The organism is Microvirga massiliensis (assembly GCF_001006805.1).
GTDB classification, from domain to species: domain Bacteria; phylum Pseudomonadota; class Alphaproteobacteria; order Rhizobiales; family Beijerinckiaceae; genus Microvirga; species Microvirga massiliensis.
The window spans coordinates 325,422-348,878 of the sequence record NZ_LN811358.1; the positions used below are offsets into that span (position 1 = coordinate 325,422).

Sequence of the window (23,457 nt, forward strand, 5' to 3'; positions counted from 1 at the left end):
TATGCTCTCCGCGCGCCGATCCCTTAGCAAATCGTAGCGCGGCAGGCCAAGCGGCAACTGCCCGGAGCGAGGCCAGGCAATCCGACGGCGCCCGGGGAATGCCATCCGAATGCAGCTTATCCGTGGCAAAAGGCGGCAAGACCGGCCCACGCGAGGTGCCATGGGAGGAGGCAAGTGGTTCCAACCGGTGCGGAAGCACTCTACAGCGGCCTGCGCCGACAGGAACAGAGTGATGGCTCTTTACGATTTCGATGCGCCGCGCCTCTTCGTCGAAGCCTCCCTGAGCCCGGGCGGGCGCTTCGGACTTGACCGGAATCAGCTCAATTATCTCGTGAACGTCCTCCGCCTGCGCACGGGTGACACGGTCCTGGTGTTCAATGGACGGGATGGAGAATGGCGGGCGGAACTCCGGATCGAGGGGCGTCGCCAGGCCGAGCTCGTCTGCCAGGATCGCGTCCGCGAGCAAACTCAGTCCCTCGACCTCCTCTACCTGTTCGCTCCGCTCAAGCACGCCCGTCTCGACTATATGGTTCAAAAGGCCGTGGAACTGGGGGTTGGAGCCCTCCAGCCGGTCTACACGCAGCGCACCCAGAGCAGCCGCGTCAATCTCGAGCGCATGCGCGCCAACGCAATCGAGGCTGCCGAGCAATGCGGGGTGCTCGCGATTCCGGAAATCCGGCCGGACGTGCCGTTTGTGGCCGCCGTCGAGAGGCTCGAGCCGGATCGCCTTGTGGTGTTCTGCGATGAGGATGCGCCTGTGGCGAACCCCATCGAGGCCCTCTCGGCCTACCGGAACCTAAAGGCCAAGGTCGCGGTTATGGTGGGGCCCGAAGGAGGGTTTACGGCTGAGGAGAGGGCGCGTGTCGCCGCCTGTGAGGGTTGCGTTCGTGTATCGCTTGGACCACGCATTCTGCGAGCGGATACGGCAGCAGTCGCGGTCCTGGCGATCGTTCAAGCCGTTTTGGGTGACTGGCAGTGACATGATCGTCCACCCGCGTCTTAGAGTCTGACTCAAAACTCACCGCCTCTCTGGGCGGTTGGGATTCCAGCGACGTGAGAGGGCTTGGATCGGGCGACTTCGAGCCGGCTCCGCTCTATCAGGTCGGGATTGGATGCCTCCATGCGCCGTTTTCAGTCAGACACTGAGACTCCGCCCCTGCCGCGCGAGCCCGGGCTCGCGCTCGCCCTGCCCCAATCGCGACACACGAGTCAGGGCACTACAGCGGCCAATTCAAGAAGATCGATCAGGAGGACCCGCGATGACCGGGGGCTATCGATTTGGCATCGAAGAAGAATATTTCGTCAACGACGCGATCAAGCGCGACACGGCACGGGCGCGGATGCCCGATTTCTTCAGGCGCGCGAGCGAAGCGATACCCGGCCAGTTTTCGCCCGAGATGCTGGAGCCACAGATCGAGGTCTCCATTCCACCTTGTGAGGACTTCCGGACTGCGCGCGAGCTGCTCGGCGAGCGCCGGCGTACTCTCGGGGCGCTCGCCCGCGAGCACGATCTCTCAATCATGGCGGCCGGCACGCATCCGCTCGCGGTCTGGAACCGCGTCCGGGCCAGTGCGCAGTCGCGCTACGGCAGGATGATGCACGATCTGCAAATGATCGGCAGCCGCATTCTGGTGTGCGGCATGCATGTCCATGTCGAGGTTCCGGATCTCGATCTTCGCGTCGACATCATGAACCGGATCCAGCCGTTCCTTCCGCTGCTTCTCGCCCTCTCGACTTCATCACCCTTCTGGCAGGCGCAACGGACCGGGCTCCTCGGCTATCGCCTCGCTGCCTGTCGCGAAATGCCGCGGACCGGCCTTCCCGACCTGTTCCACGATGCTGCCGACTACGAGCGGTATATCGACACGCTCGTCGAAGCCCGTGCGATCGAGAATTCGAGTTCCGTCTGGTGGGTGATCCGCCCGTCGCTGCGGCATCCGACTCTCGAGTTGCGCATTGCCGATAGCTGCACGCGCCTCGACGATGCGCTCGCGATTGCGGCACTCTATCGCTGCCTCGTTCGTCACCTCGTCAACGACCGCAATCTCCATCGACATCAAACCGGAGCCTCGCGCGCGATCAATGACGAGAACGGTTGGCGTGCCCAACGTTACGGGATTCACGGAAGCTTCGTCGACGAGGCCACCCGCAGCGCCAAGCCGGTATCGCAGGTCCTGAACGAGACGCTCGATCTCGTTGCGGACGACGCCGAGGCACTCGGATGCGAGCGCGAGCTCGATCTCACGCGGTGGATCATTGCTCGCGGAACGAGCGCCGACCAGCAACTTACGCTCTTCACCGATCGCCTGGGTCGGAGCCGCTCGCATCGCGAAGCCTTGGCCGATGTGGTGGACTGGCTGGCACAGGAAACCGTGGGAGAGGGACAGGCAGTGCACTGAGGGAGAGTCCCCGGTCCGAGCCGCCGTATCCGGGGGTGATTGCGGCATCGCCACCCCTCCCGTATTTACACGCCACCTTCCCAGGGGCATCGGCCCCGTATCTGCAGGTGGCGCATGGCTCGCGACGTCTCCGATGCAACTCCCATCGGCGCGCATCGGGAACTCGTGGACTGGATCGCGTCCGGCGAGAAGCCGAAGGACGCGTGGCGGCTCGGAACCGAGCACGAGAAGATCCCGTTCTATCCCGCCGGAACCGCGCCCGTGCCTTATGAGGGCGAGCGCGGTATCCGTGCGCTGCTCGACGGCATGGTCAAGCTCGATGGCTGGGAGTCGATCGTCGAGGACGATCACCCAATCGGCCTTTCGAGTGAGGACGGTGCCGCAATCTCTCTCGAGCCCGGAGGCCAGTTCGAGCTCTCCGGGGCTCCTGTCGAAACCCTGCACGAGACGGCACGGGAGCTCGACCGGCACCTCGAACACGTCCGGACGGTCGCGGACCGACTCGGCATACGGTTTCTGACGCTCGGCATGAGTCCTCTCTGGACCCGAGCCGAAACGCCCGTGATGCCGAAGAAGCGCTATCGCATCATGACGGATTACATGCCGAAGGTCGGCTCTCTCGGCCTCGACATGATGTATCGGACCTCCACCGTTCAGGTGAACCTGGACTATGGGTCCGAGGCCGACATGGTGAAGAAGCTGAGGGTGTCGCTCGCCTTGCAGCCGGTCGCGACCGCGCTCTTCGCGAATTCGCCTTTCACCGACGGCAAGCCGAACGGATGTCTGTCGATGCGCTCGCTGATCTGGCGCAACACCGATCCCGATCGCACCGGCATGATGCCCTTCGCATTCGAGGAGGGCTTCGGATACGAGCACTACGTCGACTGGGCGCTCGACGTGCCGATGTATTTCGTGAAGCGCGACGATACCTATCACGACGTGGCAGGGGCCTCGTTCCGCGACCTTCTGAAAGGGCAGCTCCCGCAACTGCCCGGCGAGCGCGCGACGCAATCGGATTGGGCCAACCACGTCTCGACCTTGTTCCCCGAGGTGCGCCTCAAGCGCTATCTCGAGATGCGCGGCGCCGATGTCGGCCCGCCGGACCGCATCGTCGCGCTGTCCGCGTTCTGGATCGGTCTCCTTTACGATCAGGCCAGCCTCGACGATGCGTGGGACCTCGTGAGGGGATGGAGCGCCGAGGATCGTGAGACGCTGCGTGCGGCCGTGGCGAAGTTGGGCCTTACGGCAGTCGTGAAAGGACGGAGCCTTCGCGAGATTGCACGCGATGCGGTCGATTTCTCGCGCCGCGGCCTCGCTCGCCGCGCGCGCCTCGATCCGGCAGGACGGGACGAGAGCATCTATCTTGAGCCCCTTCAGCACATCGTCAATAGCGGCCGGGTACCGGCGCAGGAGCTCCTCGACCTCTACCACGGACGGTGGGGCGGCTCCGTGCTGCCGGCGTTCAAGGAGTGTGTATTTTAGGTTCGGACTGCCGTTGGTGTGTGGCGTGTTGGGCGCTGGTGTCGTGCGGCAGCTGCTCCTTCCAGTTCGTCACTGAAGCCTCTGCCGTCAATGCGAGCGGAGCGAAGCAATCCAGGAGTGCATCCGTCGATGGGTAGATTGCTTCGCCTCCGGCTCGCAGGGACGATGTGGCGGTAGGATGGGCGGTGCGTGTTGCCACTGCCCATCAACTGGAATGACAGATGCTATCTTTTTTCATCATTGGCAGTGATGAGCAATTCGGGCTAGGCCCGGTTCATGAAGCCTCTTGATCCAGGCCAGATCGGGTCGCGTCTCGACGAGCGTGCTCTCGCCCTCTACGCGGCCACCGTCTTTCTCTGGGGGACCAGCTGGATCGCGCTCCGTGCGCAACTCGGGGTCGTCGCGCCCGAAGTATCGATCCTCTGGAGATTCCTGCTGGCCGCAGTGGGAATGTGGATTTGGGTCACGGCCGCGCGGGAGCCGGTGACCTTCCCTTGGCGCGAGCACGTTCGCTTTTTCGGCACCGGGCTCTGCCTGTTCTCGTTCAACTTCATCCTGTTCTACTACGGCGGGCTCACGATCCCGTCCGGGCTCCTCGCGGTTGTCTTCTCCCTGGCCTCGGTCTTCAATCTCGCGCTCGGAGCGCTGCTGCTCGGCCAGCGGGTCGAGCCGGCCGTCGCCGCGGGTGGGCTCCTCGGCGCGTGCGGCGTGGCGCTGCTGTTCTGGCCGGAACTCTCCACGGGCCTCGATGGTGGCGGAGTTTGGGGGCTCATCCTGTGCGTTCTCGGGACGATCGTCTTCTGCCTGGGCAACATTGTCTCGACCGTGACCCAGCGGCGAGGAATTCCGCTCCTTTCGGCGATTGCTTGGTCGATGAGCTACGGGGTGGTGGTGCTCACGCTCCTAAGCCTCCTTCGCGGCCACGCCTTCATCATCGAGCCGACCGCACGCTATGTCGTCTCGCTCGTGTGGCTCGCAATCGGCGCGTCGATCGCAGGCTTTGCGTGCTACCTCACACTGCTGAGGCGGATCGGCGCTGCACGCGCAGGCTACGCAACGGTGCTCTTTCCACTCGTCGCACTGGCGGTTTCGACGATTTTCGAGGGCTATCGCTGGACGGGGCTTGCCGCCGGCGGTGTGGTTCTCGTGCTCGCCGGCAATCTCCTGGTGCTCCGAAGTGGCCGGCGGTGAGGGCCGGCTCTACTCCGCCGCCACTGGGACCGCGGCCCGCGTCGATCCGAGATTGTCCAGCGACTGCTTGATGTGAACCCCTAGGGCATCTGCCAGCGAATTCGGCTCATGCTGGTTGCGAATGAGTCCGATCTTGCAGGAGGGCAGGGCCGGGAAACCGTCGGACGGTCCGAGGATGCGCATGCCGGATCGGACGGCGCTCTCCGGCAGCACGGATACCGCGAGGCCGGCAAGCACGGCGGCGCCCACGGCTGTCGAATTCCAGCTGACATAGAGGATTCGGAATGGCCGTCCGGCGCTCTGAAGCGCATCCGTCGCCGATTGCCGCCAGTTGCAGGTCGGACGACCCATTGCCAGGGGCACCGAGGCCTCCTCATGGATCGCGTGGCGGGAGGACGTCACCCAGAGGAGCTGTTCCACGCGAACGATCTCCGACGGCCACCGATGGTCGACATGCGTGATGATTGCGAGGTCGAGGTCGGCGTTCTGGACCCGGTCGATGAGATTGGGCGTGGGCTCGCACATCACGGTCACCTCGGCGCGAGGATTGGAGCGCGAGAACCGGGCGAGGATCTCCGGCAGGTAGCGATCGGCGTAATCATCTGGCAGGCCCAGGCGCACGCGTCCGACGAGCTCCTTATCGTCGAAGGAGGCAAGACACTCGGCATTCAACCGCACGATCCGCCGGGCGTAGTCGAGGAGACGCTCCCCATCATCCGTCAGGCGCGAATGCCGGCCGTCACGCTCGAAGATCGGGCGGCCGATACGCTCCTCGAGCCGCTTCATCTGCATCGAAACCGCGGATTGAGTCTTGTGGACGATCTCCGCCGCCTTCGTGAAGGAGCCGCAATCCGCGATTGCGACGAAGGTGCGAAGCTGGTCGACGTCCAACAGATGCATGGCCCCATCTCCCATCGTACTGAGTGATGTTAGCCATATTTATCATTCGTTTCAATGATCGCATCGTTTGCGGCATAAGGGCTCTGCCGGAACGCGTTCTCCGGCCGTCTCTCTCGGGAGGTTGCCATGACCCCTCATGTCATTCCGGATATCGACCGCCCCTTCTCATTCATCGCACGCGCTGCCGCCTGGCTGCTGCAGCAGGTGCGGGCGGTACTGAGAGCGATCGAGGACCGACGGGCGGTCCTGCATCTTGCCGAAGCGGATGACCGCTTCCTCAAGGATATCGGTCTCATTCGCAGCGATGTGGACGGAGCGCTCGCCGAGCCCTTCTACCGGACGTCATCCGTCCTTCTCGTGCGCTCGGCGGAGCGACGTGCGCGGGCCGAGGCTGTGCGTACGGCAGAGGCCGGCCATCGGCTGCATCCTGAGGAACGCTGCGCGCAGGTCTGACACCGATCAGGAATGCCGGATACGGCCGATGATCCGGGTCCGGTATTCGGGTCGAGGCGTCAGGATTTCTTTTGACCGCCCCAGAACTGATCGAAGATCGATTGCAGCACCTCGAGATGCTGGCGCTGCAGCTCCTGTCCGGCCTCGAAGGCCTGGCTGAGGTCGGATGCTACCGAATCGGGCGCCTTGTCCTTCTTCTGCGGCTCCGGAGGAGGCGTCGGATCGCGGGCGGCTTCCTCCATCTCGTCCATGGCACTGGGTTGAGGCGGAGGAGTTGCCTCGTTAGCGAACCAGCGGGACCAGTAGTCCACCCATGCGCCGGCTCCGACCTGTCCGATGGGCGTCGTGTCGCCCTGTACGTTCGGCGGCTTCATGGCGGAGGCCGCGAGGGAGGCCCAGAGAGCGGTGTGCTGCTGCGCCACGCGTGCCAAGCCCCCCGCCAGGATCCCGGTGATGAGGGGCAGCATCTGGTTCATCACATCGACGCCGATGCCCGAGAACGAGGCGGCCTGCTGGGCGATGCGGCGGCTGACCTCGTCGTTGTTGAAAATCTGGTCGAGAAGCTTCTGCTCCTGCTGTCGAGCCTGCGGCGTATTCGCCCTGGTGGCGGACTCCCAGAAAGCCGCGAACGGCCCCCCGAGCATGGCGCGAAGGGGATCGGAGCCTGGCTGAGTCATGCTCCGCTGCAGGCCCATCGCAAAAGCCGGCATCACGGCGAGAGCCGCTTTGTAGGCCTGTTCGGGCGTGACGTTGAACTGGCGCGCCAGGTTGTCGAAGGCTTCGCCGCCCTGGGCTCGCCGCATCACATCGAACCAGTCGATCATCGGACCTCCGGCCTGCATTTCAGCGCGCCTCTGTCTTAGTTACCCGCTTTGCCGCCTTGGTGCCAGTTCTGCCGAGATGGGCGGTGTCGCCTCTCGTTCAAGACGACGGATCGTGCCGAAGGCCACCAGGATGGCCGCGATGCCGAATGGGACCGACCCGATCCCGATCCCCAGAAGCGCGCCCTTCGGTCCGGCCAGGGCCGCGCCCGCCAGGGCTGCCGGAACCATCCCGATCACGGCCCGACCCCAGTTGAACCCGGTCGAGAGCAGCGGATAGCCGAGATTGTTGAAGGATGCGTTGGCCACGAACAGGAGCCCGATGAAGAACCACACGAACCCGCTGATCAGGCAGAAGAACGATACGAGCTCGGCCGTGAGGCCCTCCGCCCGGAAGAGCATGGGCACGAGGTTCTGCAATGCGATCAGGATGAGCCAGACGGCCGCGACGTAGAGCCCTGCCACGATCAGAGCATCGCGGAGGGTCTGGCGCATACGGTCGAAGCGGCGCGAGCCCCAGTTCTGGCCGAGAATCGGACCCACGGCGCCCGACAGGGCGAACAGGCCCCCGAAGGCGACGGGGATGATCCGGTCGACGATCGCATTGGCTGCGATCGCCTGCTCGCCGAATCGCGCCATGATTCCTGCAAATACGCTGTTGGCCGTAGGCGTCGCGACATTGGTGAGAACCGCGGGCAGGGCGATGGCATACATGGCCGGCGCATCGGCCATCGCGTCACGCAGGTTCGGACGCGCCACGAGGTCGTGCAGCCATGCAGCGGCAGAAAGGCCGACCATGGCCGAGATGACCCGCGACGTGACCAGCGCGATTGCCGCACCGGGAACCCCGAGGCCCAGCCCGAAGATCAGCAGTGGATCGAGAACGGCCGTAGCGGCCGCGGCCGAAAGGGTCACGTACATGGCGCGCCGCGCGTCTCCGGCGGCGCGAAGTACGCCCGAAAGTCCCATTCCGAGCGCCATGACGGGATTCGTCGGCATGGCGATCACGAGAAAGATCATAGCCGTGTCGAGGGTCCGGCCCTTCGCGCCGAGGAGTTCCAAGATCGGGCGCAGGAACGGCATGAACACGAGCGCGACCAGTGCGGACGCCAGGGTCATGTGGAGGAGGCATGACGCCGAAAGGCGTTGGGCACGCTCTCGGTCACGAGCGCCGAGCGCGCGAGAGACAAGGGCGCCGACCGCGATCATCAGCCCGACATTGATCGCGGTCGTGAGGAAAAGCAGGATCGTCGCAAGGCCAACCCCGGCTGTCAGAGCCGGATCGTCGAGCCAGGAAACGTAGAGGAGGGACAGAAAATCGACCGCGAAGACCGCGATGAGGCCGATCGACCCGGTGCCCGTCATGACGAGGACGTGCTGCATCGTCGAACCCGAGACGAAATGCGGGTTGGACCCATCGTCGCGCAACGGAGTGCGCGGCATTACGGCCCCTCCTGACGGAGAGCCGCCCGCCTCTCAGGACCGAGCCACCCCGGTTCCGCCGATATCGGAGCAGGGCTGCTCCAGGATGCGAAGCCACGAGAGAGAAAAGGGAACGCTGTGCTCGCCATAGCCTTGGAATAAGGATCGTGGCGCTGCTTCTAGAGGGTCCCGGGGGCGCTGGCGAGCCTTGCCTGCGGCACAGCCGTGCCGCCGGAGTGCTTGACACCGAGGGGGCTCGTTCGCCAGATCGCACGGCCATGTCCAAGCCCCCTCTCGACGTCCTCCTCTGCGCGCCGCGCGGCTTCTGTGCCGGCGTGGTCCGGGCCATTGATGCGGTCGAGAAGGCGCTCGAGGTCTATGGGCCGCCGGTCTATGTGCGGCACGAGATCGTCCATAACCGCTACGTCGTCGATTCCCTTCGGCGGAAGGGGGCTGTCTTCGTGGCCGAACTCGACGAGGTGCCTCCGGGCGACGCGCCCGTGATCTTCTCCGCACACGGAGTCCCGAAGTCGGTTCCGCAAGAGGCACTGCATCGCCGGCTGTTCGCCATCGATGCGACATGCCCTCTCGTGACGAAGGTGCATCGCGAAGCGGAAATTCACCACAAGCGCGGGCGCCATGTGCTCCTGATCGGCCATGCGGGTCATCCCGAAGTCGTCGGGACCATGGGCCAGTTGCCGCCCGGCGCCATCACTCTCGTCGAGACCCTCGCAGACGTCGGTCGCCTGTTGCCTGCTCCCGGGCAGGAGCTTGCCTATGTCACACAGACGACGCTTTCCGTGGAGGATACCGCGGTGCTCGTCGCCGCCCTGAAGGCACGCTTTCCCGGCATCATCAGTCCCCACAAGGAGGACATCTGCTACGCAACGACGAACCGGCAGGGCGCAGTCAAGCACGTGGCGCCCCTGGTCGATGCGATGATCGTCGTGGGATCGAACAATTCCTCGAATTCGCAGCGTCTGCGCGAGGTGGCGGAGCGCGAAGGGTGTCCGCTCGTCCGTCTCATCCTGCGCGCATCCGACATCAATTGGGACGAGTTCGACGATATTCGCTGCCTCGGTGTCACGGCTGGCGCATCGGCCCCCGAGGTGCTCGTCGAGGAAATCCTCGATGCGTTCGCCGAACGGTACGACATTCGGGTCGAGAGCGTTTCGACGGCGGATGAAAGCGTGTTCTTTCCCCTGCCGCGCGAATTGCGCGAGCCGGCAGCCGGGTAGTCGCGCATGGCCGTCTATACCGAAGTCAGCGACGAAGAGCTCGCCGCATTCCTGAAGACGTACGATGTCGGTACGGTTCTGTCCTATAAGGGAATCGCGGAGGGCGTCGAAAACACGAACTATTTCCTGCACACGACCGGCGGCAATTTCATTCTCACGCTGTATGAAAAGCGCGTGAAGGAAGGCGATCTCCCGTTCTTCCTCGATCTCATGCGCCATCTCGCGCAGCGCGGACTCAATTGCCCGCTGCCGGTGACCAATCGCACAGGAGAAGCGCTCGGGCGACTCGGCGGCCGTCCGGCAGCGATCGTCACATTTCTGGAGGGAGTTGCCGTCCGGCGACCGACCGCCCGCCATTGCGAGGCGCTGGGGCGAGCCCTGGCACGCCTGCACATTGCAGGACAGAACTTCCCGCAGATCAGAGCCAATGCGCTGTCTCTCGAGAGCTGGGAGCCACTCTTTGCACTCGCGGAAAGCCAAGCGGACCGTGTTGCGCCCGGCCTTGCCGCGCGCACGCGCAAGGAGCTGGCATTTCTCGGGCAGGTATGGCCGTCAGGCCTTCCGTCCGGGATCATCCATGCCGATCTCTTCACCGACAACGTCTTCTTCATCGGTGCCGAAGTTTCGGGCCTGATCGATTTCTACTTCGCCTGCACGGATGCCTTCGCTTACGACATCGCCATTTGCCTGAATGCCTGGTGCTTCGAGACCGACGGGTCCTTCAACGTCACGAAGGGCGGGGCAATGCTTGCAGGCTATCAATCCGTCAGGCCGCTCACCTCCGCCGAGCGGGAGGCACTGCCGGTCCTGTGCCGCGGTTCGGCTCTGCGGTTCATGCTGACGCGCCTCGTCGATTGGCTGAATGTCCCGCCCGGCGCTCTCGTGAAGCCGAAGGACCCGCTTGAATACGATCGCAAACTCGCTTTCCACCGACATGTGACGAGTGCAAGCGACTACGGATTGGCTTGATGAGTGTTGGTCATTTCGTTCAGGGCGGTGGCGCCACCCACACCCGGCTGCTTTCCCAGCCGACCTTTCCCGTCGAGGGAGAGATGAAGCGGCGGCGGCTCGCACACCACCTCGCCCCTTGTGGGAGAGGTCGCCACAACTTGGCAGAACGAACCCAAATCTACCTTCACCCCGCCCCTTACGGGGGGCGCCCCGCAGGGGCGAGTGAGGGGGGAAACCCTGCGCGCAGTGATTACGCGGAGACGCACCCATGAGCGACCGCGTCACGATCTACACGGACGGAGCCTGCTCGGGGAATCCCGGCCCGGGCGGCTGGGCTGCGGTGCTGCAGTTCGGCGCGTCCGAAAAGGAGATCTCTGGCGGTGAAACGCTCACCACCAACAACCGCATGGAGCTGACAGCGGCGATCGAGGCTCTGAACGCGCTGAAGCGGCCCTGCAATGTCGATCTCTACACTGACTCACAATACGTTCGCCAAGGCATCACGGCCTGGATGGCGAACTGGAAGCGACGCGGCTGGCGCACGGCCGACAACAAGCCGGTCAAGAACGACGATCTCTGGAAGGCGCTGGACGCGGCTGCCGCACGCCACGACGTGAAGTGGCACTGGGTCAGGGGGCACGCGGACGACCTGATGAACATCCGCGTCGATGCGCTCGCGGTCGCTGCGATGCAGCCCTATCGATCCCCCCGCCGGGCGGCGAGGGGATGAGATGATTCAGTCGTCACTCAGAGCGACTTCAGCAGATTCTCGGCGCTCGAAATCTCGGCCTTGCCAGGCGCATCCTCGACATTGAGCACGCGCACGACACCGTCATCGACGAGCATCGCATAGCGCTGCGAGCGCGTGCCGAGTCCCATGCCCGAACCGTCGAGCGACAGTCCCAGGGATTTTGCGAAATCGCCGTTTCCGTCGGACAGGAACTCGATATCGGGACCCGCATTGGACGCCTTCGACCAGGCATCCAGAACGAACACGTCGTTGACGGCGGTCACGACGATCGCGTCGATTCCCTTGCTTTTGATCTCGCTCGCCTTGGTGACGTAGCCCGGCAGATGATTCCGGTGGCAGGTCGGCGTGAAGGCACCCGGCACTGCGACGAGGACCACCTTGCGGCCCTTGAAAATCTCATCCGTCGACTTGGTTTTTGGCCCTTCGGCCGTCATGACGCGAAAAGTCGCCTGAGGCAGGCGCTCGCCAACCTGAATGGTCATCGGAACTCTCCTGAACGAACCGGCGCGGAAGCGCGGTCGCCCTCGCTTACCGTGCGGCAGCGCCTGCGTCGAGGTCGACCCGTGTTTCGATGGCCTGCCCATCCGCGACGAGGGTCAGGAGCAGCGGCACCGTTCCCTTAGCGTCCTTCGGTTTTTCCTCCAGGGTAAGCCTGAAACGTTGCTGCGAATCGGGTTCGGACGTCGCGGCGAACCATCCTTCCGGCGCCTCGGCGAAGAGGGCAGGGGCCGTTCCCGCGGGCGCAGCGACTTCCACCTCGAAGGTCGGAACTGGTCCCGCTACGGGACGAACCGATCGGATAGAAAGCGGCTCGTCGGATCCGAGGGAACGCTGGCGCGGCACGCTCGATCGCGCGTCGTCGATGGCATCGCGATGCTCCCGGTCGTCGTCTTCGAGCCGGAGGACGAGATCCGCACGGGCCGGGATGCAGATCTCCTTGCAGACTCCGTATTCGACGGCGAGCTTGAGCGTCGTCGGATTTCCAGCCGATTCCGGCGCGAGGACCACCGGAAAGAGCACGCGATCGTGATACCCGTAAGCGACGCCCGCCGCGTCGGTGGAACGCTCGGGCGCAGGCCATTCGACCTCGATCGATCCGGCGTTCTGAGACCCGTCCCAGTTGAAGCGCGGAGGGAGGCCGGAATCGCCGGGGTTGCGCCAATAGGTCTTGAACCCGTCGTCGAGGACGATCTCGATCCCGGCCAGTCGCTTGCCGTCGTCACCGCCGCCCGAGACGAGACGCACCCGTGAGTGAAATCCGTGGCTCCACTCGGACGCTGCATCGGAGGCTGCAGTCGTGGGGGCGAGCCCGACCAGCATGGCTCCAAGCAGCGTGGCCAAGTACGCGATAGAACTCATGGAACTGATACCTCCCGCTCGCACTTCCTTTGTCGAAGGTCCTCTCGACCTGCCATCCACGTTCCCGTGAGCGGGTTCGGCTCACCGATCGACGCTCAGGCCCGCGGAAAAGCCGATCCCCGGTTCCCCCTGTTGCGGGCACGGCTGGAGAGGGTCACTGGACAACACGGCGCTGTGGCGTAGCATGAATCTCATGGCTCTGAGGACCACACAGGACGTTACCGGCGAAGGCTACCTGGATGGGCAGCTCCTGATCGCAATGCCAGGGATGTCGGACGAACGCTTCGCGCGCTCCGTCATCTTCATCTGCGCCCATTCGGCGGAGGGCGCGATGGGGATCGTCCTGAACCGTCCGGCCGCAGATCTCAGCCTCCCGGATCTCCTGGTGCAGCTCGACATAGTCCCCGAGGCCGAGCGCATTCGCCTTCCGACTGAGGTCGGCAAGATGCAGGTTCTGATGGGCGGCCCTGTCGAAACGAGCCGCGGCTTCGTGCTGCACTCGCCGGACTTTCACATCGACCAGTCGACGCTCCCGATTGACGACAGCATCTGCCTGACAGCCACGATCGACATCCTGCGGGCGATCGCCCGCGGCCAAGGGCCGCGAAATGCCGTCCTTGCTCTTGGCTATGCAGGCTGGTCGGCGGGGCAGCTCGAGAGCGAGATCCAGGCAAATGGCTGGCTCAACTGCCCTGCGGATACCGAGCTGATCTTCAACAGCGCGGCCGACACGCGTTACCTGCTCGCCCTGCGCAAGATCGGCATCGATCCGGGTATGCTGTCGATGGAGGCCGGGCACGCTTGACGGGACTACGCAGAGGCTTCCGCCTCCCCCTCGACGAGAACGAGCACCCTGAACGAGTCGTCTAGTGAGAGTGGCGGCGCCGACCTCTCAAATCATGCAGCTTCCGGCGTAGCCCCGACGAGCTGACGGGCCTGAATCGGCGACATCGGATCGCCGAAGACAGGTCCTTGCGCGTATTCGCAGCCGAGCTGGTAGAGCTCGATCGCTTCCGACTCCGTCTCGGCGCCCTCGGCGACGACTTCCATCTCGAGCTCGTGCGCCATCTTGATGATCGAGCGCAGGATCACCGGTCGTCCGTGCGCCATCTGGCGCACGAAGGACTGGTCGACCTTGATCGTGTCGAACGGGAACCGCAGCAGATAGGAGAGGGCGGAGAACCCGGTCCCGAAATCGTCGAGGGACAGGCCGGCTCCGAGATCGCGAAGTCGGCTGAGCATCTGCGCCGAGTATTCCGGATTCTCCATCACGAGGCTCTCGGTCATCTCGAGCTTGAGAGAGCCCGGCAGCACGCCCGTGCGGAGGAGAACGGTCTTCACTTCGTGCAGGAGGTCGTGCCGCAGGAGCTGGCGGCTTGACATGTTGACGCTCGCGAAGATCGGCGGATCGACCTCGAGGGCGCTCTGCCACGCGGCGAGCTCCCTGGCCGTTCGCTCGAGAAGGAACACGCTCAGCCCGACGATGAGGCCGGTCTCTTCCGCGAGCGGGAGGAAGTCCTGCGGTCCGATCTGGCCGAGGCGAGGGTGGTCCCAGCGCAGCATCGATTCGAAGCCGGCGATGGTGCGGTCCTCGAGCCGGACGATCGGCTTGAAGAGCACCCGCATCTCGCCGCGCTCGATGGCGCGCCGGAGGTCGGCTTCGAGGGTGAACCGGTCGCTGTGGTCAGAACGCATGTTCGGGCGGAAGACTTCGATGCGGTCACCTCCGAGCCGCTTCGCGCTGACCATCGCGATCTCGGCATTCTTCAGGATCTCATCACGCCGAAGGGCGATCTGCGGATCGTAGAGCGCCAATCCGATCGACGCCGTCAGCGAGACCTCGCGATCGGCGTAGGTGACCGGCGTGTTGACGGCGCGACGGATCAGCTCCGCGAAGGCGATGATGCGGTCGGTTTCCCGCTCCGACATCAGGATCAGGGCGAATTCGTCGCCGGCGAGCCGCGCTAGTGAATCCTGCGGCCGCAGCAGGCGACCGAGACGCCGTGAAAGAGTCAGGAGGATCGAGTCTCCCGCTGAATACCCGACAGCCTCGTTGATCTGCTTGAAGCGATCAAGGTCGACGACGATGACGGTCGGCCGGATGGCATCATCCTGGCTCGCGAAATTCAGGGCAGCGTCGAGGCGGTCGGCAAAGAGCTGGCGGTTGGGGAGGCCCGTCAGGCTGTCGTGGACGGCGTCGTGAAGGAGGCGCTCTTCCGAGGTCTTCACATCCGTGACGTCGCACAGCGTGCCGACGATGCGAACGACCTCGCCATCGCTGCCGATCACCGGCCGTGCCTTCAGCCGGAACCAGTGATGCTGACCCGAGGCGGAGCGAAGCCTGAAGTCGAGCGAGAGCCGGCCGCGCCGCTGTTCGATCACCGCATCGAGAGAGGTGCGGTAGCGGTCGCGATCGAAAGGATGGACGAGATCGAGCCAGTCGGCAGCAGACCCTTCGAGCGCGCCACGCTTGAGGCCGAGCTGGTGCTCCACCTCCGGACTGACGAAGATCCTGTCGGAGACCACGTCCCAGTCGAACACGATGTCGCCGGCGCCCGCGAGGGCGAGGGCCCGCCGTTCGGTATCGGTCACGAGCCCCTGCGCAAAGCCGCCACCCGCGAAGGCGTGCTGCATCACCGTGAAGCCGATCAGCATCACGATCAGGACGAGGCCGCCGATGAGTGCGGGCGGAACGAGATCCCCGTTGAGCTGGCCCATGACCGTGAAGCCCGCGGCCACTACCCAGGCGATGAGCAGCAGCCAGGTCGGGACGAGCATGACCGCCCGATCGTAGCCATGCGTGGCGAGATGGATCACCAGCACGAAGCCGATGGCTGCGACGGCCGCGATCGAAATTCGCGCCACGCCCGATGCCATCGGCGGATCGACGACCGCGAGGCCGACGAGCGCTGCGAGGAAGACGAGCCACAATCCGGTGACGTGGCTGTAGCGGACATGCCATCGGTTGAGATTGAGATACGCGAAGAGGAATACCAGCAGGGTCGCGGCGAGCACGGCCTCCGCACCGGCGCGATACACCCGCTCCGCGGCGTCCGTGACCGGAAAGATACGTTGGAAAAAGCCGAAATCGATGCAGGCATAGGCAAGCACGGCCCACGCGAGCGCTGCCGCTGCCGGAAAGATCAGGGCTCCCTTCACGACGAACACGATCGTGAGGAACAGCGCGAGAAGGCCGGCTATCCCGATGATGATACCCTTGTAGAGCGTCAGCCCGTTCATTCGCTCCGTGTGGGCCGCAGCCTGCCAGAGATAGAGCTGCGGGAGATTCGAGGATGCCAGTTCGGCCACGAAGGTGACCGTCGTGCCCGGATCGAGCGTGATGAGGAACATGTCCGCATCGGCGTTGTCCTGGCGTTCGGGCCGGATGCCCTGGCTCGCGGTGATGGCCGCGATGCGCGAAGAGCCGAGGTCCGGCCAGATGACGCCCGACCCTGTCATGCGGAAATGCGGCGCCACGAGAATGCGGTCGATCTGCTCGTCGGTCTCGTTGGTGAGGGCGAAGACGATCCAGTCCGGCCGGCTGCCGGCCTCACGCGCCTTCACGGCGATGCGGCGCACGATGCCGTCGCGCCCCATCGCCGTCGAGATGCGGATCTCGTCGCCCTCTGATCGATAGCGCTCGACCATCGGGGTAAGGTCAATGGCCTTCGCGTCGAGGGTCACGCGGACGGCTTCGACAGCCGACGCCGGAGACGACCAGGCGCCGAGGCTCAGCATTGCGAGCAGGAGCGCAAGAGCGAAACTGACGATCCGCAAGGCTTCGATCTTTCGTCCGTGACTCGCAGGCAAGGGAGAATCGGTACCGGTCAGGAAGGCCGGGAGCAAGGCGGGAGCCTTACGCCCGAGCCGGGATGAAAGGCGAAATCAAGATGAACCCGCGCGTGCGGCGGAATCGGCGGGTAGGCGCCTCAGGCCCGTGGACCGTGGAGCCGCTCGGCAATCTCGGTAATCGATGGAAGCCCGTCAATCGGTCCGATCGCCGCCACTGTGGGCAGCCCCGCGAGGACGTGCTTTCCCGCGCTCCGAACGTCATCCGGAGTCAGAGCGTCGACCTTGGCGATGATTTCGTGGCTCGGGATGAGGCGCCCCCACGCGAGGAGCTGACGGGCGGTCCGTTCGATTCGCCCACCCGGTGTCTCGAGCGCAGCGAGAAGCGCGACCTTCATCTGCGCCTTCGCGCGGACGATTTCGCTCTCGTCGATGGTCTCGATGGCCGTCGTCACGGTATCGAATATGACATCGACAAGTTCCGCTACGTCGCTACCCGCAGTCCCGGCACCGATTCCGAAGAGGCCGCAATCCGAGAAGGGCCAGTGGAAGGCGTCGATCGCGTAGGCCAGCCCACGGGTCTCCCGCACTTCGTGCCAGAGGCGCGATGTCAGGCCACCCCCGAGTACGTGCGCAAAGAGATGCGTCGCGTAGTAACCCGAATCCTTGAAGGACAGGCCGGGCCAGCCAAGGACGATATTGGCCTGCTCCAGGCGTCGCGGCAGCAGATGGGCTCCGCCCGAATATCGCGCATGCTCGGCCTCCACGGCAGGCCGCGCGGGTAGATGTCCGAACGCATGTTCGGCGGCGGCCACGATCGCTTCGTGGTCGACATTCCCGGCTGCCGCCAACACCATCTTCTCGGGAACATATTCCCGCTCCATGAAGCGGTGGATGGCCGCTGCGTCGAACCCCTTGACCGTGGTCGGCGTCCCGAGGATCGGGCGGCCGATAGCCTGTCCCGTGAAGGCACGCTCCATGAAGGCGTCGTAGACGAGGTCGTCAGGCGTGTCTTCGACAGCGGCGTATTCCTGCAGGATGACGCTCTTCTCGCGGGCGAGTTCGGCTGCAGCGAAGGTCGAGGAGGTGAGGATATCGCCGATCACGTCGAGGGCGACGTCGACGTTCTCGCCGAGGACGCGCGCCGTATAGCTCGTCGATTCGACGCTCGTGGCGGCGTTGATCTCACCGCCGACATTCTCGATGTCTTCCGCAATTTGCCGCGCCGAGCGTCTCGCGGTGCCCTTGAACGCCATGTGCTCGATGAGATGGGAGAGGCCGTGCTCCTCCGGCGCCTCGTTGCGCGAGCCGGCTCCGACCCAGACCCCCAAGGTTGCCGTTGCGATTTCGGGCATCCGTTCGGTCGCGACCGTGAGTCCGTTCGACAGCCGGGTGATCTCGATCCGGGGCTCCGCGATGAAGTGATGGTTCATGCGGCGACGCCCCGCGCAGCGCGGGCGCGCTCGCGAACGAAGCGCTCGACCCGAGCTTGGTCGTGCGGCAGGACTGTGAACCGCTCCTCGCGGGAGAGCAGGTCCTCGAGATGCGGGGGAAGAGCCGGCCTCACACCGGTCGCACGCTCGACCGCTTCGGGGAACTTGGCAGGATGCGCCGTTGCCAGCGCGACCACCGGAACAGAGGGATCCTGTTCCAGAAGCCGTCGGCCGGCCCGCGTGCCGATCGCCGTATGCGGGTCGACGACCATGCCGGTCGTGCTATGCACATCGCGAATCTCCGACGCGACGCCGGGCTCATCGACCGAGGCGGAGGCGAATTCGGATCGGATCCGTTCCAGCGGCCCGGGATCGATATCGAAGCGGCCCGCTTGGGCGAGGCTTCCCATGAGGCGGCGGATCGCGCCGGCATCGCGTCCATAGGCCTCGAAGAGCAATCTCTCGAAATTCGACGACACCTGGATATCCATGGAGGGCGAGGTCGTGGGCTCAACGCCCTGGATCTGGTAGCTGCCCGTCGACAACGCCCGCACGAGGATGTCGTTCGCATTCGTTCCGATCATCAAGCGGCCGATCGGCAGGCCCATGCGCCTGGCGATCCATCCCGCGAGGATGTTGCCGAAATTGCCCGTCGGCACGGCGAAGGACACGGGACGGTGGGGCGCACCGAGAGAGACTGCAGCCGTGAAATAATATACGGCCTGTGCAGCGACCCGGGCCCAGTTGATGGAGTTCACGCCCGACAGGAGAAGTTCGTCCCGGAAGCGGGCGTGATTGAACATCGCCTTCACGAGGGCCTGGCAGTCGTCGAAGGTGCCCTCGATCCCAATCGCGTGGACGTTCGGGGCGGCAACGGTCGTCATCTGACGCCGCTGTACCTCCGAGACCCGGCCATGCGGGTAGAGGATGAACACATCGACTTGCGAGAGGCCGCGAAAAGCCTCGACGGCGGCGCTGCCGGTATCGCCTGACGTCGCGCCGATGATGGTCGCGCGGGCGCCGCGCTGACGCAACGCGTGGTCCATCAGGCGGCCGAGCAGCTGCATGGCCACGTCCTTGAACGCCAGCGTCGGGCCGTGGAACAGTTCGAGGACGAAGAGGTTGTCGCCGATCTGCGAGACTGGGCAGATCGCAGCATGGCGGAAGCCCGAATAGGCCTGGGCGATCATCCCGGAAAGGTCAGGTGCAGCGATCTCGTCCCCGATCAAGGGCGAGAGGACACGCTCGGCGACGGCAGCGTAGGGCAGGCCGGCGAAAGCCGCGATCGTGCTTGGCGTGAGGGCAGGAAACGCTTCGGGCACGTAGAGGCCCCCATCACGGGCCAGCCCGGTCAGGAGCGCGTCTGTGAAGCCGATCGCTGGCGCCTCGCCACGGGTCGAGACATGAAGCACGGGGTTCTCCGCGGAAAGATGACGGACATTACGGTCCGCAGGTGAGTGGAACAAGGCAGCTTCGGTTGCGAGCCCGGATCAGGGTTCCGTCCGTATGGCCTCAGGCTCGCCGGAGAGACGACGCCGGACGAAAGCCACGAAGACGGCGATGAGCGTCAACGCGATTCCAAACCAAGTCAGTGCGTATTGGAGGTGGTTGTTCGGGATGTCGAGCTGAAACTGTCCGCCTCTGGGCCAGCTGCCGGGCTGCCCGGCCTCCGCCTCGATATAGTAGGGAGGAACGGAAAGGCCCTTGGCGGCGGCGAATTGCTGAGGTTTGCGGACGAACCACTCGTCCGCCTCCGGGCGGTTCTCGAGCATGAACCAGTTTGGCTGCTCCGGGGAGCGCAGAAGCCCGGTCACCGTCACCTCGCCCTCCGGCCGGCTCTCCGGGCGAGTAGCCGGATCCCGCAATTCGGTAGGAACAATACCACGATTGACCATCACGAGATTCCCCGATGGGAGTCGCAGCGGCGTGAATAGGTAGAAGCCCTGCAGCGGCATTCCCTTCACTCCGGGGGCCAGACCGTGGACCGGGGTTTCCGCGTCGTGAACGAACGTCCCGGTGACCTGCACACGGCGGAACTCGTCTTTGGCCGGGTCCCAGGTCGCGGGGAGGGAAGCCGGCTCGCCATAGGCGCGCGAAGCGATCTGCGCGAGGAGATCCTCTTTCCAGGCTCTCCTGTCGAGTTGCCAGAAGCCGAGGGAGAGCAGGATCGCAAGCGCCACGAGGAAAGTGACGAACGGCCAGAGGAGCGTCGCGAAGCGATTCTCCGGTGCTCTTTTCATCCGTGACCTCCCTCTGCCGAGCGATGGCGATTTCCGGCGAGGCCGGCCTTCACTCCTGTGCGGCACCAGGAGGTCCGATGGATCATCGGAGCCGTGGAGCGTCGCACGTGCCGGGAAGAGGCGGATGATGCGCCAGGGACTGATTCCGGCAGCGAAAGCAAGAGAGGACGAGCCGTGTGCATAAACGAGGAAGGGCGGCCAAAGCCGCCCTTCATATAGGGAGTTCGGACGAAGGTGTCAGAAGGTGCCACCGTGTCCGCCGTAGCCCCAGACATAGATGGCGGCGAACAGGAACAGCCACACTACGTCGACGAAGTGCCAGTACCAGGCGGCGAATTCGAAGCCGAGGTGCTGCCGCGGGGTGAAATGCCCTTGATAGACGCGGTAGAGGCATACGGCCAGGAAGATGGTCCCGACGATAACGTGGAAGCCATGGAATCCCGTCGCCATGAAGAACGTCGCGCCGTAGATGTGTCCGTGGAAGGCGAACGCGGCGTGGCTGTATTCATAGGCCTGCACGCACGTAAAGATGAAGCCCAGCAGCACCGTGAGCCACAGACCGATCTTGACGCCCTGTCTGTCGTTGTGGAGGAGCGCGTGGTGGGCCCAGGTCACCGTCGTGCCGGACGTCAGCAGAATGAGGGTATTCAGGAGCGGGAGATGCCAGGGATCGAAGGTCTCGATTCCCTTGGGGGGCCAGACCCCGCCGAAGAGATCGGCGCGCGCATACTGGTGCGGGTCGTTCGGATAGAGCGCCGCGTCGAAATAGGCCCAGAACCATGCAACGAAGAACATCACCTCCGAGGCGATGAACAGAAGCATGCCGTAGCGATGGCTGAGCTGGACGACCCGGGTGTGAAAACCTTGGTAGGTCGCTTCGCGCGCAACGTCCGTCCACCAGCTCAGCATGGTGTAGAGGACACCGGCAACGCCGAGGAAGAATATGTAGGGACCGAGCGCAAGGCCGCCGATTGTCAAGGTCTTGAGGTACATGACCGCGCCGACGGCCATGGTGAACGCGCTCACCGACCCTATGAGGGGCCAAGGGCTTGGGTCCACCAAGTGATAATCGTGGTGCTTGGCGTGCGCCTCAGCCATTACCTGTGTCTCCGTGCCTCGATTTTGGGTTCGCTTTTGGACGTTTCCGTCCGTGTTGTCACGCTTGTTATTGTGCTGCCAAGGTCGGCGACGTCGCAGCCGTCGTGACCTTTCCGTTCTTCACCGGGAAGTAGGTGTAGGAGAGCGTAATGGACGTCATGTCCTTCACGTTGTCATCCTGTGCAAGGGCCGGCTCGACGTAGAAGACCACCGCACTCTCGATGGTTTCGCCGGGCTGGAGAGTCTGCTCCTGGAAGCAGAAGCATTCGAGCTTGACGAAGTAACCGCCGGTCAGCGGAGGCTGGACGTTGAAAGTCGCGACGCCCGTCGCCGCTGTCGAACCCTCGTTGGTGATTCGATACAGAACCGTAGTGGTCTCGCCCAACCGGACGGTCACCTCGGGGCTCTCGGGCGTAAAGCGCCAGGACAGGCCCGGAGCGACATTGGCGTCGAAGCGAACGCCGATCGTGCGATCGATCACGCCTGCCGCCGACGGTCCCGTTCCGACCATCGGGGTTCCCCCGAAACCCGTTGCCCGGCAGAACAGGTCGTAGAGCGGGACCGAAGCATAGGAAATTCCGACCATCGATACCGCAGCAGCTACGCAGGCCAGCACGACGCGCCGGTTGGATTGATCAGCTTGTCCGTTCCCGGTCATCGGATCCTCACAATGGCCTGTTCAGAACCTGCGGGCCGAGCTTAGCGATCGTGACCGCATAGAAGAGCATCACGATGGCCGCGAGGGCGAGCGCGATCGCAAGCGAGCGCTTGCGGCGTCGCTGTTGGTCCTCGGGCGTCAATGACGGCGGTTTCGGGTTCATTGTCATGAGTTCAGCCGAGCACTGCGCGGTAGAGGCCGAATCCGTGCTCGACCAGAAGAACCGCAAACAGAACGAAAAGATAAAGGATCGAGTAGGCGAAGAGTTGCTGTGCGGCACGGAAAGCCGCGTCGCCTTCTCGATAGCGATAGACCTTGATGGCGAGCGCCAGCATGGCCAGGCCGCCGATCGTGCCGATGACCGCGTAGAGCCAGCCGCCGAAGCCCAGGGCTACTGGAAGGAGGCCGGCAGGCACGAGAATGAGCGTATAAAGCAGGATTTGGCGACGGGTTTCGTCGGGCCCGGCGACATTCGGGAGCATCGGAATCCCGGCGCTCTCGTAGTCGCTCGACTTGACGAGGGCCAGGGCCCAGAAATGCGGCGGCGTCCACAGGAAGATGATCGCAAAGAGCGCGAGGCTCTCGAGCCCGACATAGCCTGAGACCGCAGCCTGGGCGACGACGGGTGGAAGAGCGCCGGCTGCACCACCAATAACGATGTTCTGGGGCGTCGCGCGCTTCAGCCACATGGAATAGACGACCACGTAGAAGAAGATCGTGAAGGCGAGCAGGCTCGCCGCAAGCCAATTGCTGACGAGGCCGAGCGCCAATACCGATCCGACGGAGAGGGAGACTCCAAACGTGAGGGCTTCCTGGGGGCCGATACGTCCTGCCGGAATCGGGCGCTTGCGCGTGCGGGTCATGACCGCATCGATATCGGCATCCCACCACATATTGAGACAGCCCGAGCCGCCGGCGCCAACCGCAATCATCACGAGGGAAGCGAAAGCGATCACGGGATGAGCGGTCACCGGCGTAACGACCATCCCGACGAGCGCGGTGAACACGACCAGGAACATCACGCGCGGCTTCAGCAGCGCAATGAAGTCGCTGACGTCACCCTGCGAGACACCGCTGGCGGCCACCGCCGGTCCGGCGATGACGGGGGAATGTCCGGTGAATGATTCAGCGACTGCTTTGGACATGTTCTCTACTGCCTCCGGAAGGGCCGGGGACGAATGGTTGGAGCTCCTCTCCGGAAGGCTCCTCAGAGCCCTCGGGGGAGGAGCGGACGGCAGGGGGCTGCCGTCCGCCGTGGTTCAATGATGCGTA

22 protein-coding genes are annotated in these 23,457 nt (G+C 64.4%); 9 read left to right on the forward strand and 13 right to left on the reverse strand.

Annotated elements, in window-relative coordinates:
- Positions 1–232 precede the first annotated feature (232 nt).
- From BN1233_RS25730 to BN1233_RS25745, 4 genes are all read left to right on the forward strand, one after another.
- On the forward strand, positions 233–979 hold the full coding sequence (locus BN1233_RS25730) for a 16S rRNA (uracil(1498)-N(3))-methyltransferase (RefSeq protein WP_046866455.1): 747 nt from the start codon (positions 233–235) through the stop codon (positions 977–979).
- Positions 980–1,259: 280 nt separating this feature from the next.
- Complete coding sequence (locus BN1233_RS25735) at positions 1,260–2,399, forward strand: carboxylate-amine ligase (RefSeq protein WP_046866456.1); 1,140 nt, start codon at positions 1,260–1,262, stop codon at positions 2,397–2,399.
- Positions 2,400–2,513: 114 nt separating this feature from the next.
- Positions 2,514–3,881, forward strand: coding sequence for a glutamate--cysteine ligase (locus BN1233_RS25740; protein ID WP_046866457.1), 1,368 nt, complete (start codon positions 2,514–2,516; stop codon positions 3,879–3,881).
- Between the two features lie 276 nt (positions 3,882–4,157).
- Positions 4,158–5,072: a DMT family transporter gene (locus BN1233_RS25745; RefSeq protein WP_046866458.1), complete on the forward strand. Its 915-nt coding sequence runs from the start codon at positions 4,158–4,160 to the stop codon at positions 5,070–5,072.
- Positions 5,073–5,081: 9 nt separating this feature from the next.
- Here BN1233_RS25745 and BN1233_RS25750 read toward each other — a convergent pair whose 3' ends face one another.
- A complete protein-coding gene (locus BN1233_RS25750) occupies positions 5,082–5,972 on the reverse strand; it encodes a LysR substrate-binding domain-containing protein (protein ID WP_046866459.1) in 891 nt (296 codons plus the stop codon).
- Between the two features lie 126 nt (positions 5,973–6,098).
- Between BN1233_RS25750 and BN1233_RS25755 the strand changes: the two genes are divergently transcribed.
- Entirely contained in the window at positions 6,099–6,425 is a 327-nt protein-coding gene (locus tag BN1233_RS25755) for a DUF1127 domain-containing protein (protein WP_046866460.1), read from the forward strand.
- A gap of 59 nt (positions 6,426–6,484) precedes the next feature.
- On the opposite strand, the gene BN1233_RS43325 is transcribed toward BN1233_RS25755, so the two are convergent.
- Both BN1233_RS43325 and BN1233_RS25765 read right to left on the reverse strand, forming a co-directional pair.
- Complete coding sequence (locus BN1233_RS43325) at positions 6,485–7,249, reverse strand: DUF937 domain-containing protein (protein WP_048708211.1); 765 nt, start codon at positions 7,247–7,249, stop codon at positions 6,485–6,487.
- Positions 7,250–7,288: 39 nt separating this feature from the next.
- Entirely contained in the window at positions 7,289–8,689 is a 1,401-nt protein-coding gene (locus tag BN1233_RS25765) for an MATE family efflux transporter (protein ID WP_046866461.1), read from the reverse strand.
- 257 nt (positions 8,690–8,946) lie between these two features.
- Here BN1233_RS25765 and ispH point away from each other — a divergent pair, with 257 nt between their 5' ends.
- The 3 genes from ispH to rnhA all read left to right on the forward strand — a co-directional run bounded on the left by ispH (position 8,947) and on the right by rnhA (position 11,587).
- Positions 8,947–9,906 (forward strand): 4-hydroxy-3-methylbut-2-enyl diphosphate reductase, encoded by a 960-nt coding sequence (ispH, locus tag BN1233_RS25770; protein WP_074078354.1) that lies wholly within the window; start codon positions 8,947–8,949, stop codon positions 9,904–9,906.
- 6 nt (positions 9,907–9,912) lie between these two features.
- Positions 9,913–10,875: a homoserine kinase gene (locus BN1233_RS25775; protein ID WP_046866463.1), complete on the forward strand. Its 963-nt coding sequence runs from the start codon at positions 9,913–9,915 to the stop codon at positions 10,873–10,875.
- Between the two features lie 250 nt (positions 10,876–11,125).
- Entirely contained in the window at positions 11,126–11,587 is a 462-nt protein-coding gene (rnhA, locus tag BN1233_RS25780; protein WP_046866464.1) for a ribonuclease HI, read from the forward strand.
- A 17-nt stretch (positions 11,588–11,604) separates the two neighbouring features.
- On the opposite strand, the gene BN1233_RS25785 is transcribed toward rnhA, so the two are convergent.
- Positions 11,605–12,090: a peroxiredoxin gene (locus BN1233_RS25785; RefSeq protein ID WP_046866465.1), complete on the reverse strand. Its 486-nt coding sequence runs from the start codon at positions 12,088–12,090 to the stop codon at positions 11,605–11,607.
- Positions 12,091–12,136: 46 nt separating this feature from the next.
- Complete coding sequence (locus BN1233_RS25790; RefSeq protein WP_052763934.1) at positions 12,137–12,967, reverse strand: protein-disulfide reductase DsbD domain-containing protein; 831 nt, start codon at positions 12,965–12,967, stop codon at positions 12,137–12,139.
- A gap of 193 nt (positions 12,968–13,160) precedes the next feature.
- Here BN1233_RS25790 and BN1233_RS25795 point away from each other — a divergent pair, with 193 nt between their 5' ends.
- Entirely contained in the window at positions 13,161–13,772 is a 612-nt protein-coding gene (locus BN1233_RS25795; RefSeq protein WP_244470728.1) for a YqgE/AlgH family protein, read from the forward strand.
- Positions 13,773–13,864: 92 nt separating this feature from the next.
- Here BN1233_RS25795 and BN1233_RS25800 read toward each other — a convergent pair whose 3' ends face one another.
- The 8 genes from BN1233_RS25800 to BN1233_RS25835 all read right to left on the reverse strand — a co-directional run bounded on the left by BN1233_RS25800 (position 13,865) and on the right by BN1233_RS25835 (position 23,330).
- Positions 13,865–16,705, reverse strand: a complete 2,841-nt coding sequence (locus tag BN1233_RS25800; protein WP_425311748.1) for an EAL domain-containing protein — start codon at positions 16,703–16,705, stop codon at positions 13,865–13,867.
- A gap of 191 nt (positions 16,706–16,896) precedes the next feature.
- The gene (locus tag BN1233_RS25805; RefSeq protein WP_046866468.1) at positions 16,897–18,189 is read right to left on the reverse strand and encodes a M16 family metallopeptidase; all 1,293 of its coding nucleotides are present in this window, start codon (positions 18,187–18,189) and stop codon (positions 16,897–16,899) included.
- Positions 18,186–19,601 carry a threonine synthase gene (gene thrC, locus BN1233_RS25810; protein ID WP_046866469.1) on the reverse strand — a complete coding sequence of 472 codons (1,416 nt, stop codon included), beginning with the start codon at positions 19,599–19,601 and terminating at the stop codon, positions 18,186–18,188. The genes BN1233_RS25805 and thrC overlap by 4 nt, the downstream gene beginning before the upstream one ends.
- 78 nt (positions 19,602–19,679) lie before the next feature.
- Entirely contained in the window at positions 19,680–20,429 is a 750-nt protein-coding gene (locus BN1233_RS25815) for an SURF1 family protein (protein WP_046866470.1), read from the reverse strand.
- Positions 20,430–20,666: 237 nt separating this feature from the next.
- The gene (locus tag BN1233_RS25820) at positions 20,667–21,527 is read right to left on the reverse strand and encodes a cytochrome c oxidase subunit 3 (protein ID WP_046866471.1); all 861 of its coding nucleotides are present in this window, start codon (positions 21,525–21,527) and stop codon (positions 20,667–20,669) included.
- A gap of 67 nt (positions 21,528–21,594) precedes the next feature.
- Complete coding sequence (locus tag BN1233_RS25825) at positions 21,595–22,185, reverse strand: cytochrome c oxidase assembly protein (protein ID WP_046866472.1); 591 nt, start codon at positions 22,183–22,185, stop codon at positions 21,595–21,597.
- 7 nt (positions 22,186–22,192) lie between these two features.
- Positions 22,193–22,348 carry a hypothetical protein gene (locus BN1233_RS48545; protein WP_187144373.1) on the reverse strand — a complete coding sequence of 52 codons (156 nt, stop codon included), beginning with the start codon at positions 22,346–22,348 and terminating at the stop codon, positions 22,193–22,195.
- Positions 22,349–22,358: 10 nt separating this feature from the next.
- Positions 22,359–23,330, reverse strand: a complete 972-nt coding sequence (locus tag BN1233_RS25835; RefSeq protein ID WP_082145649.1) for a heme o synthase — start codon at positions 23,328–23,330, stop codon at positions 22,359–22,361.
- Between the last annotated feature and the right edge of the window lie 127 nt (positions 23,331–23,457).

What these genes read in the sequence shown, in the direction of transcription:
- BN1233_RS25765 (WP_046866461.1), bottom strand. Translation starts at nt 8,689, where the DNA reads ATGCCGCGCACTCCGTTGCGCGACGATGGGTCCAACCCGCATTTCGTC.
- BN1233_RS43325 (WP_048708211.1), bottom strand. Translation starts at nt 7,249, where the DNA reads ATGATCGACTGGTTCGATGTGATGCGGCGAGCCCAGGGCGGCGAAGCC.
- BN1233_RS25735 (WP_046866456.1), top strand. Translation starts at nt 1,260, where the DNA reads ATGACCGGGGGCTATCGATTTGGCATCGAAGAAGAATATTTCGTCAAC.
- BN1233_RS25825 (WP_046866472.1), bottom strand. Translation starts at nt 22,185, where the DNA reads ATGACCGGGAACGGACAAGCTGATCAATCCAACCGGCGCGTCGTGCTG.
- BN1233_RS25750 (WP_046866459.1), bottom strand. Translation starts at nt 5,972, where the DNA reads ATGCATCTGTTGGACGTCGACCAGCTTCGCACCTTCGTCGCAATCGCG.
- BN1233_RS25815 (WP_046866470.1), bottom strand. Translation starts at nt 20,429, where the DNA reads ATGAAAAGAGCACCGGAGAATCGCTTCGCGACGCTCCTCTGGCCGTTC.
- BN1233_RS25800 (WP_425311748.1), bottom strand. Translation starts at nt 16,705, where the DNA reads ATGCTGAGCCTCGGCGCCTGGTCGTCTCCGGCGTCGGCTGTCGAAGCC.
- BN1233_RS25745 (WP_046866458.1), top strand. Translation starts at nt 4,158, where the DNA reads ATGAAGCCTCTTGATCCAGGCCAGATCGGGTCGCGTCTCGACGAGCGT.
- BN1233_RS25775 (WP_046866463.1), top strand. Translation starts at nt 9,913, where the DNA reads ATGGCCGTCTATACCGAAGTCAGCGACGAAGAGCTCGCCGCATTCCTG.
- BN1233_RS25755 (WP_046866460.1), top strand. Translation starts at nt 6,099, where the DNA reads ATGACCCCTCATGTCATTCCGGATATCGACCGCCCCTTCTCATTCATC.
- ispH (WP_074078354.1), top strand. Translation starts at nt 8,947, where the DNA reads ATGTCCAAGCCCCCTCTCGACGTCCTCCTCTGCGCGCCGCGCGGCTTC.
- BN1233_RS25805 (WP_046866468.1), bottom strand. Translation starts at nt 18,189, where the DNA reads ATGAACCATCACTTCATCGCGGAGCCCCGGATCGAGATCACCCGGCTG.
- BN1233_RS25730 (WP_046866455.1), top strand. Translation starts at nt 233, where the DNA reads ATGGCTCTTTACGATTTCGATGCGCCGCGCCTCTTCGTCGAAGCCTCC.
- BN1233_RS25795 (WP_244470728.1), top strand. Translation starts at nt 13,161, where the DNA reads ATGGCTCTGAGGACCACACAGGACGTTACCGGCGAAGGCTACCTGGAT.
- BN1233_RS48545 (WP_187144373.1), bottom strand. Translation starts at nt 22,348, where the DNA reads ATGAACCCGAAACCGCCGTCATTGACGCCCGAGGACCAACAGCGACGC.
- rnhA (WP_046866464.1), top strand. Translation starts at nt 11,126, where the DNA reads ATGAGCGACCGCGTCACGATCTACACGGACGGAGCCTGCTCGGGGAAT.
- BN1233_RS25740 (WP_046866457.1), top strand. Translation starts at nt 2,514, where the DNA reads ATGGCTCGCGACGTCTCCGATGCAACTCCCATCGGCGCGCATCGGGAA.
- BN1233_RS25820 (WP_046866471.1), bottom strand. Translation starts at nt 21,527, where the DNA reads ATGGCTGAGGCGCACGCCAAGCACCACGATTATCACTTGGTGGACCCA.
- BN1233_RS25785 (WP_046866465.1), bottom strand. Translation starts at nt 12,090, where the DNA reads ATGACCATTCAGGTTGGCGAGCGCCTGCCTCAGGCGACTTTTCGCGTC.
- BN1233_RS25790 (WP_052763934.1), bottom strand. Translation starts at nt 12,967, where the DNA reads ATGAGTTCTATCGCGTACTTGGCCACGCTGCTTGGAGCCATGCTGGTC.
- BN1233_RS25835 (WP_082145649.1), bottom strand. Translation starts at nt 23,330, where the DNA reads ATGTCCAAAGCAGTCGCTGAATCATTCACCGGACATTCCCCCGTCATC.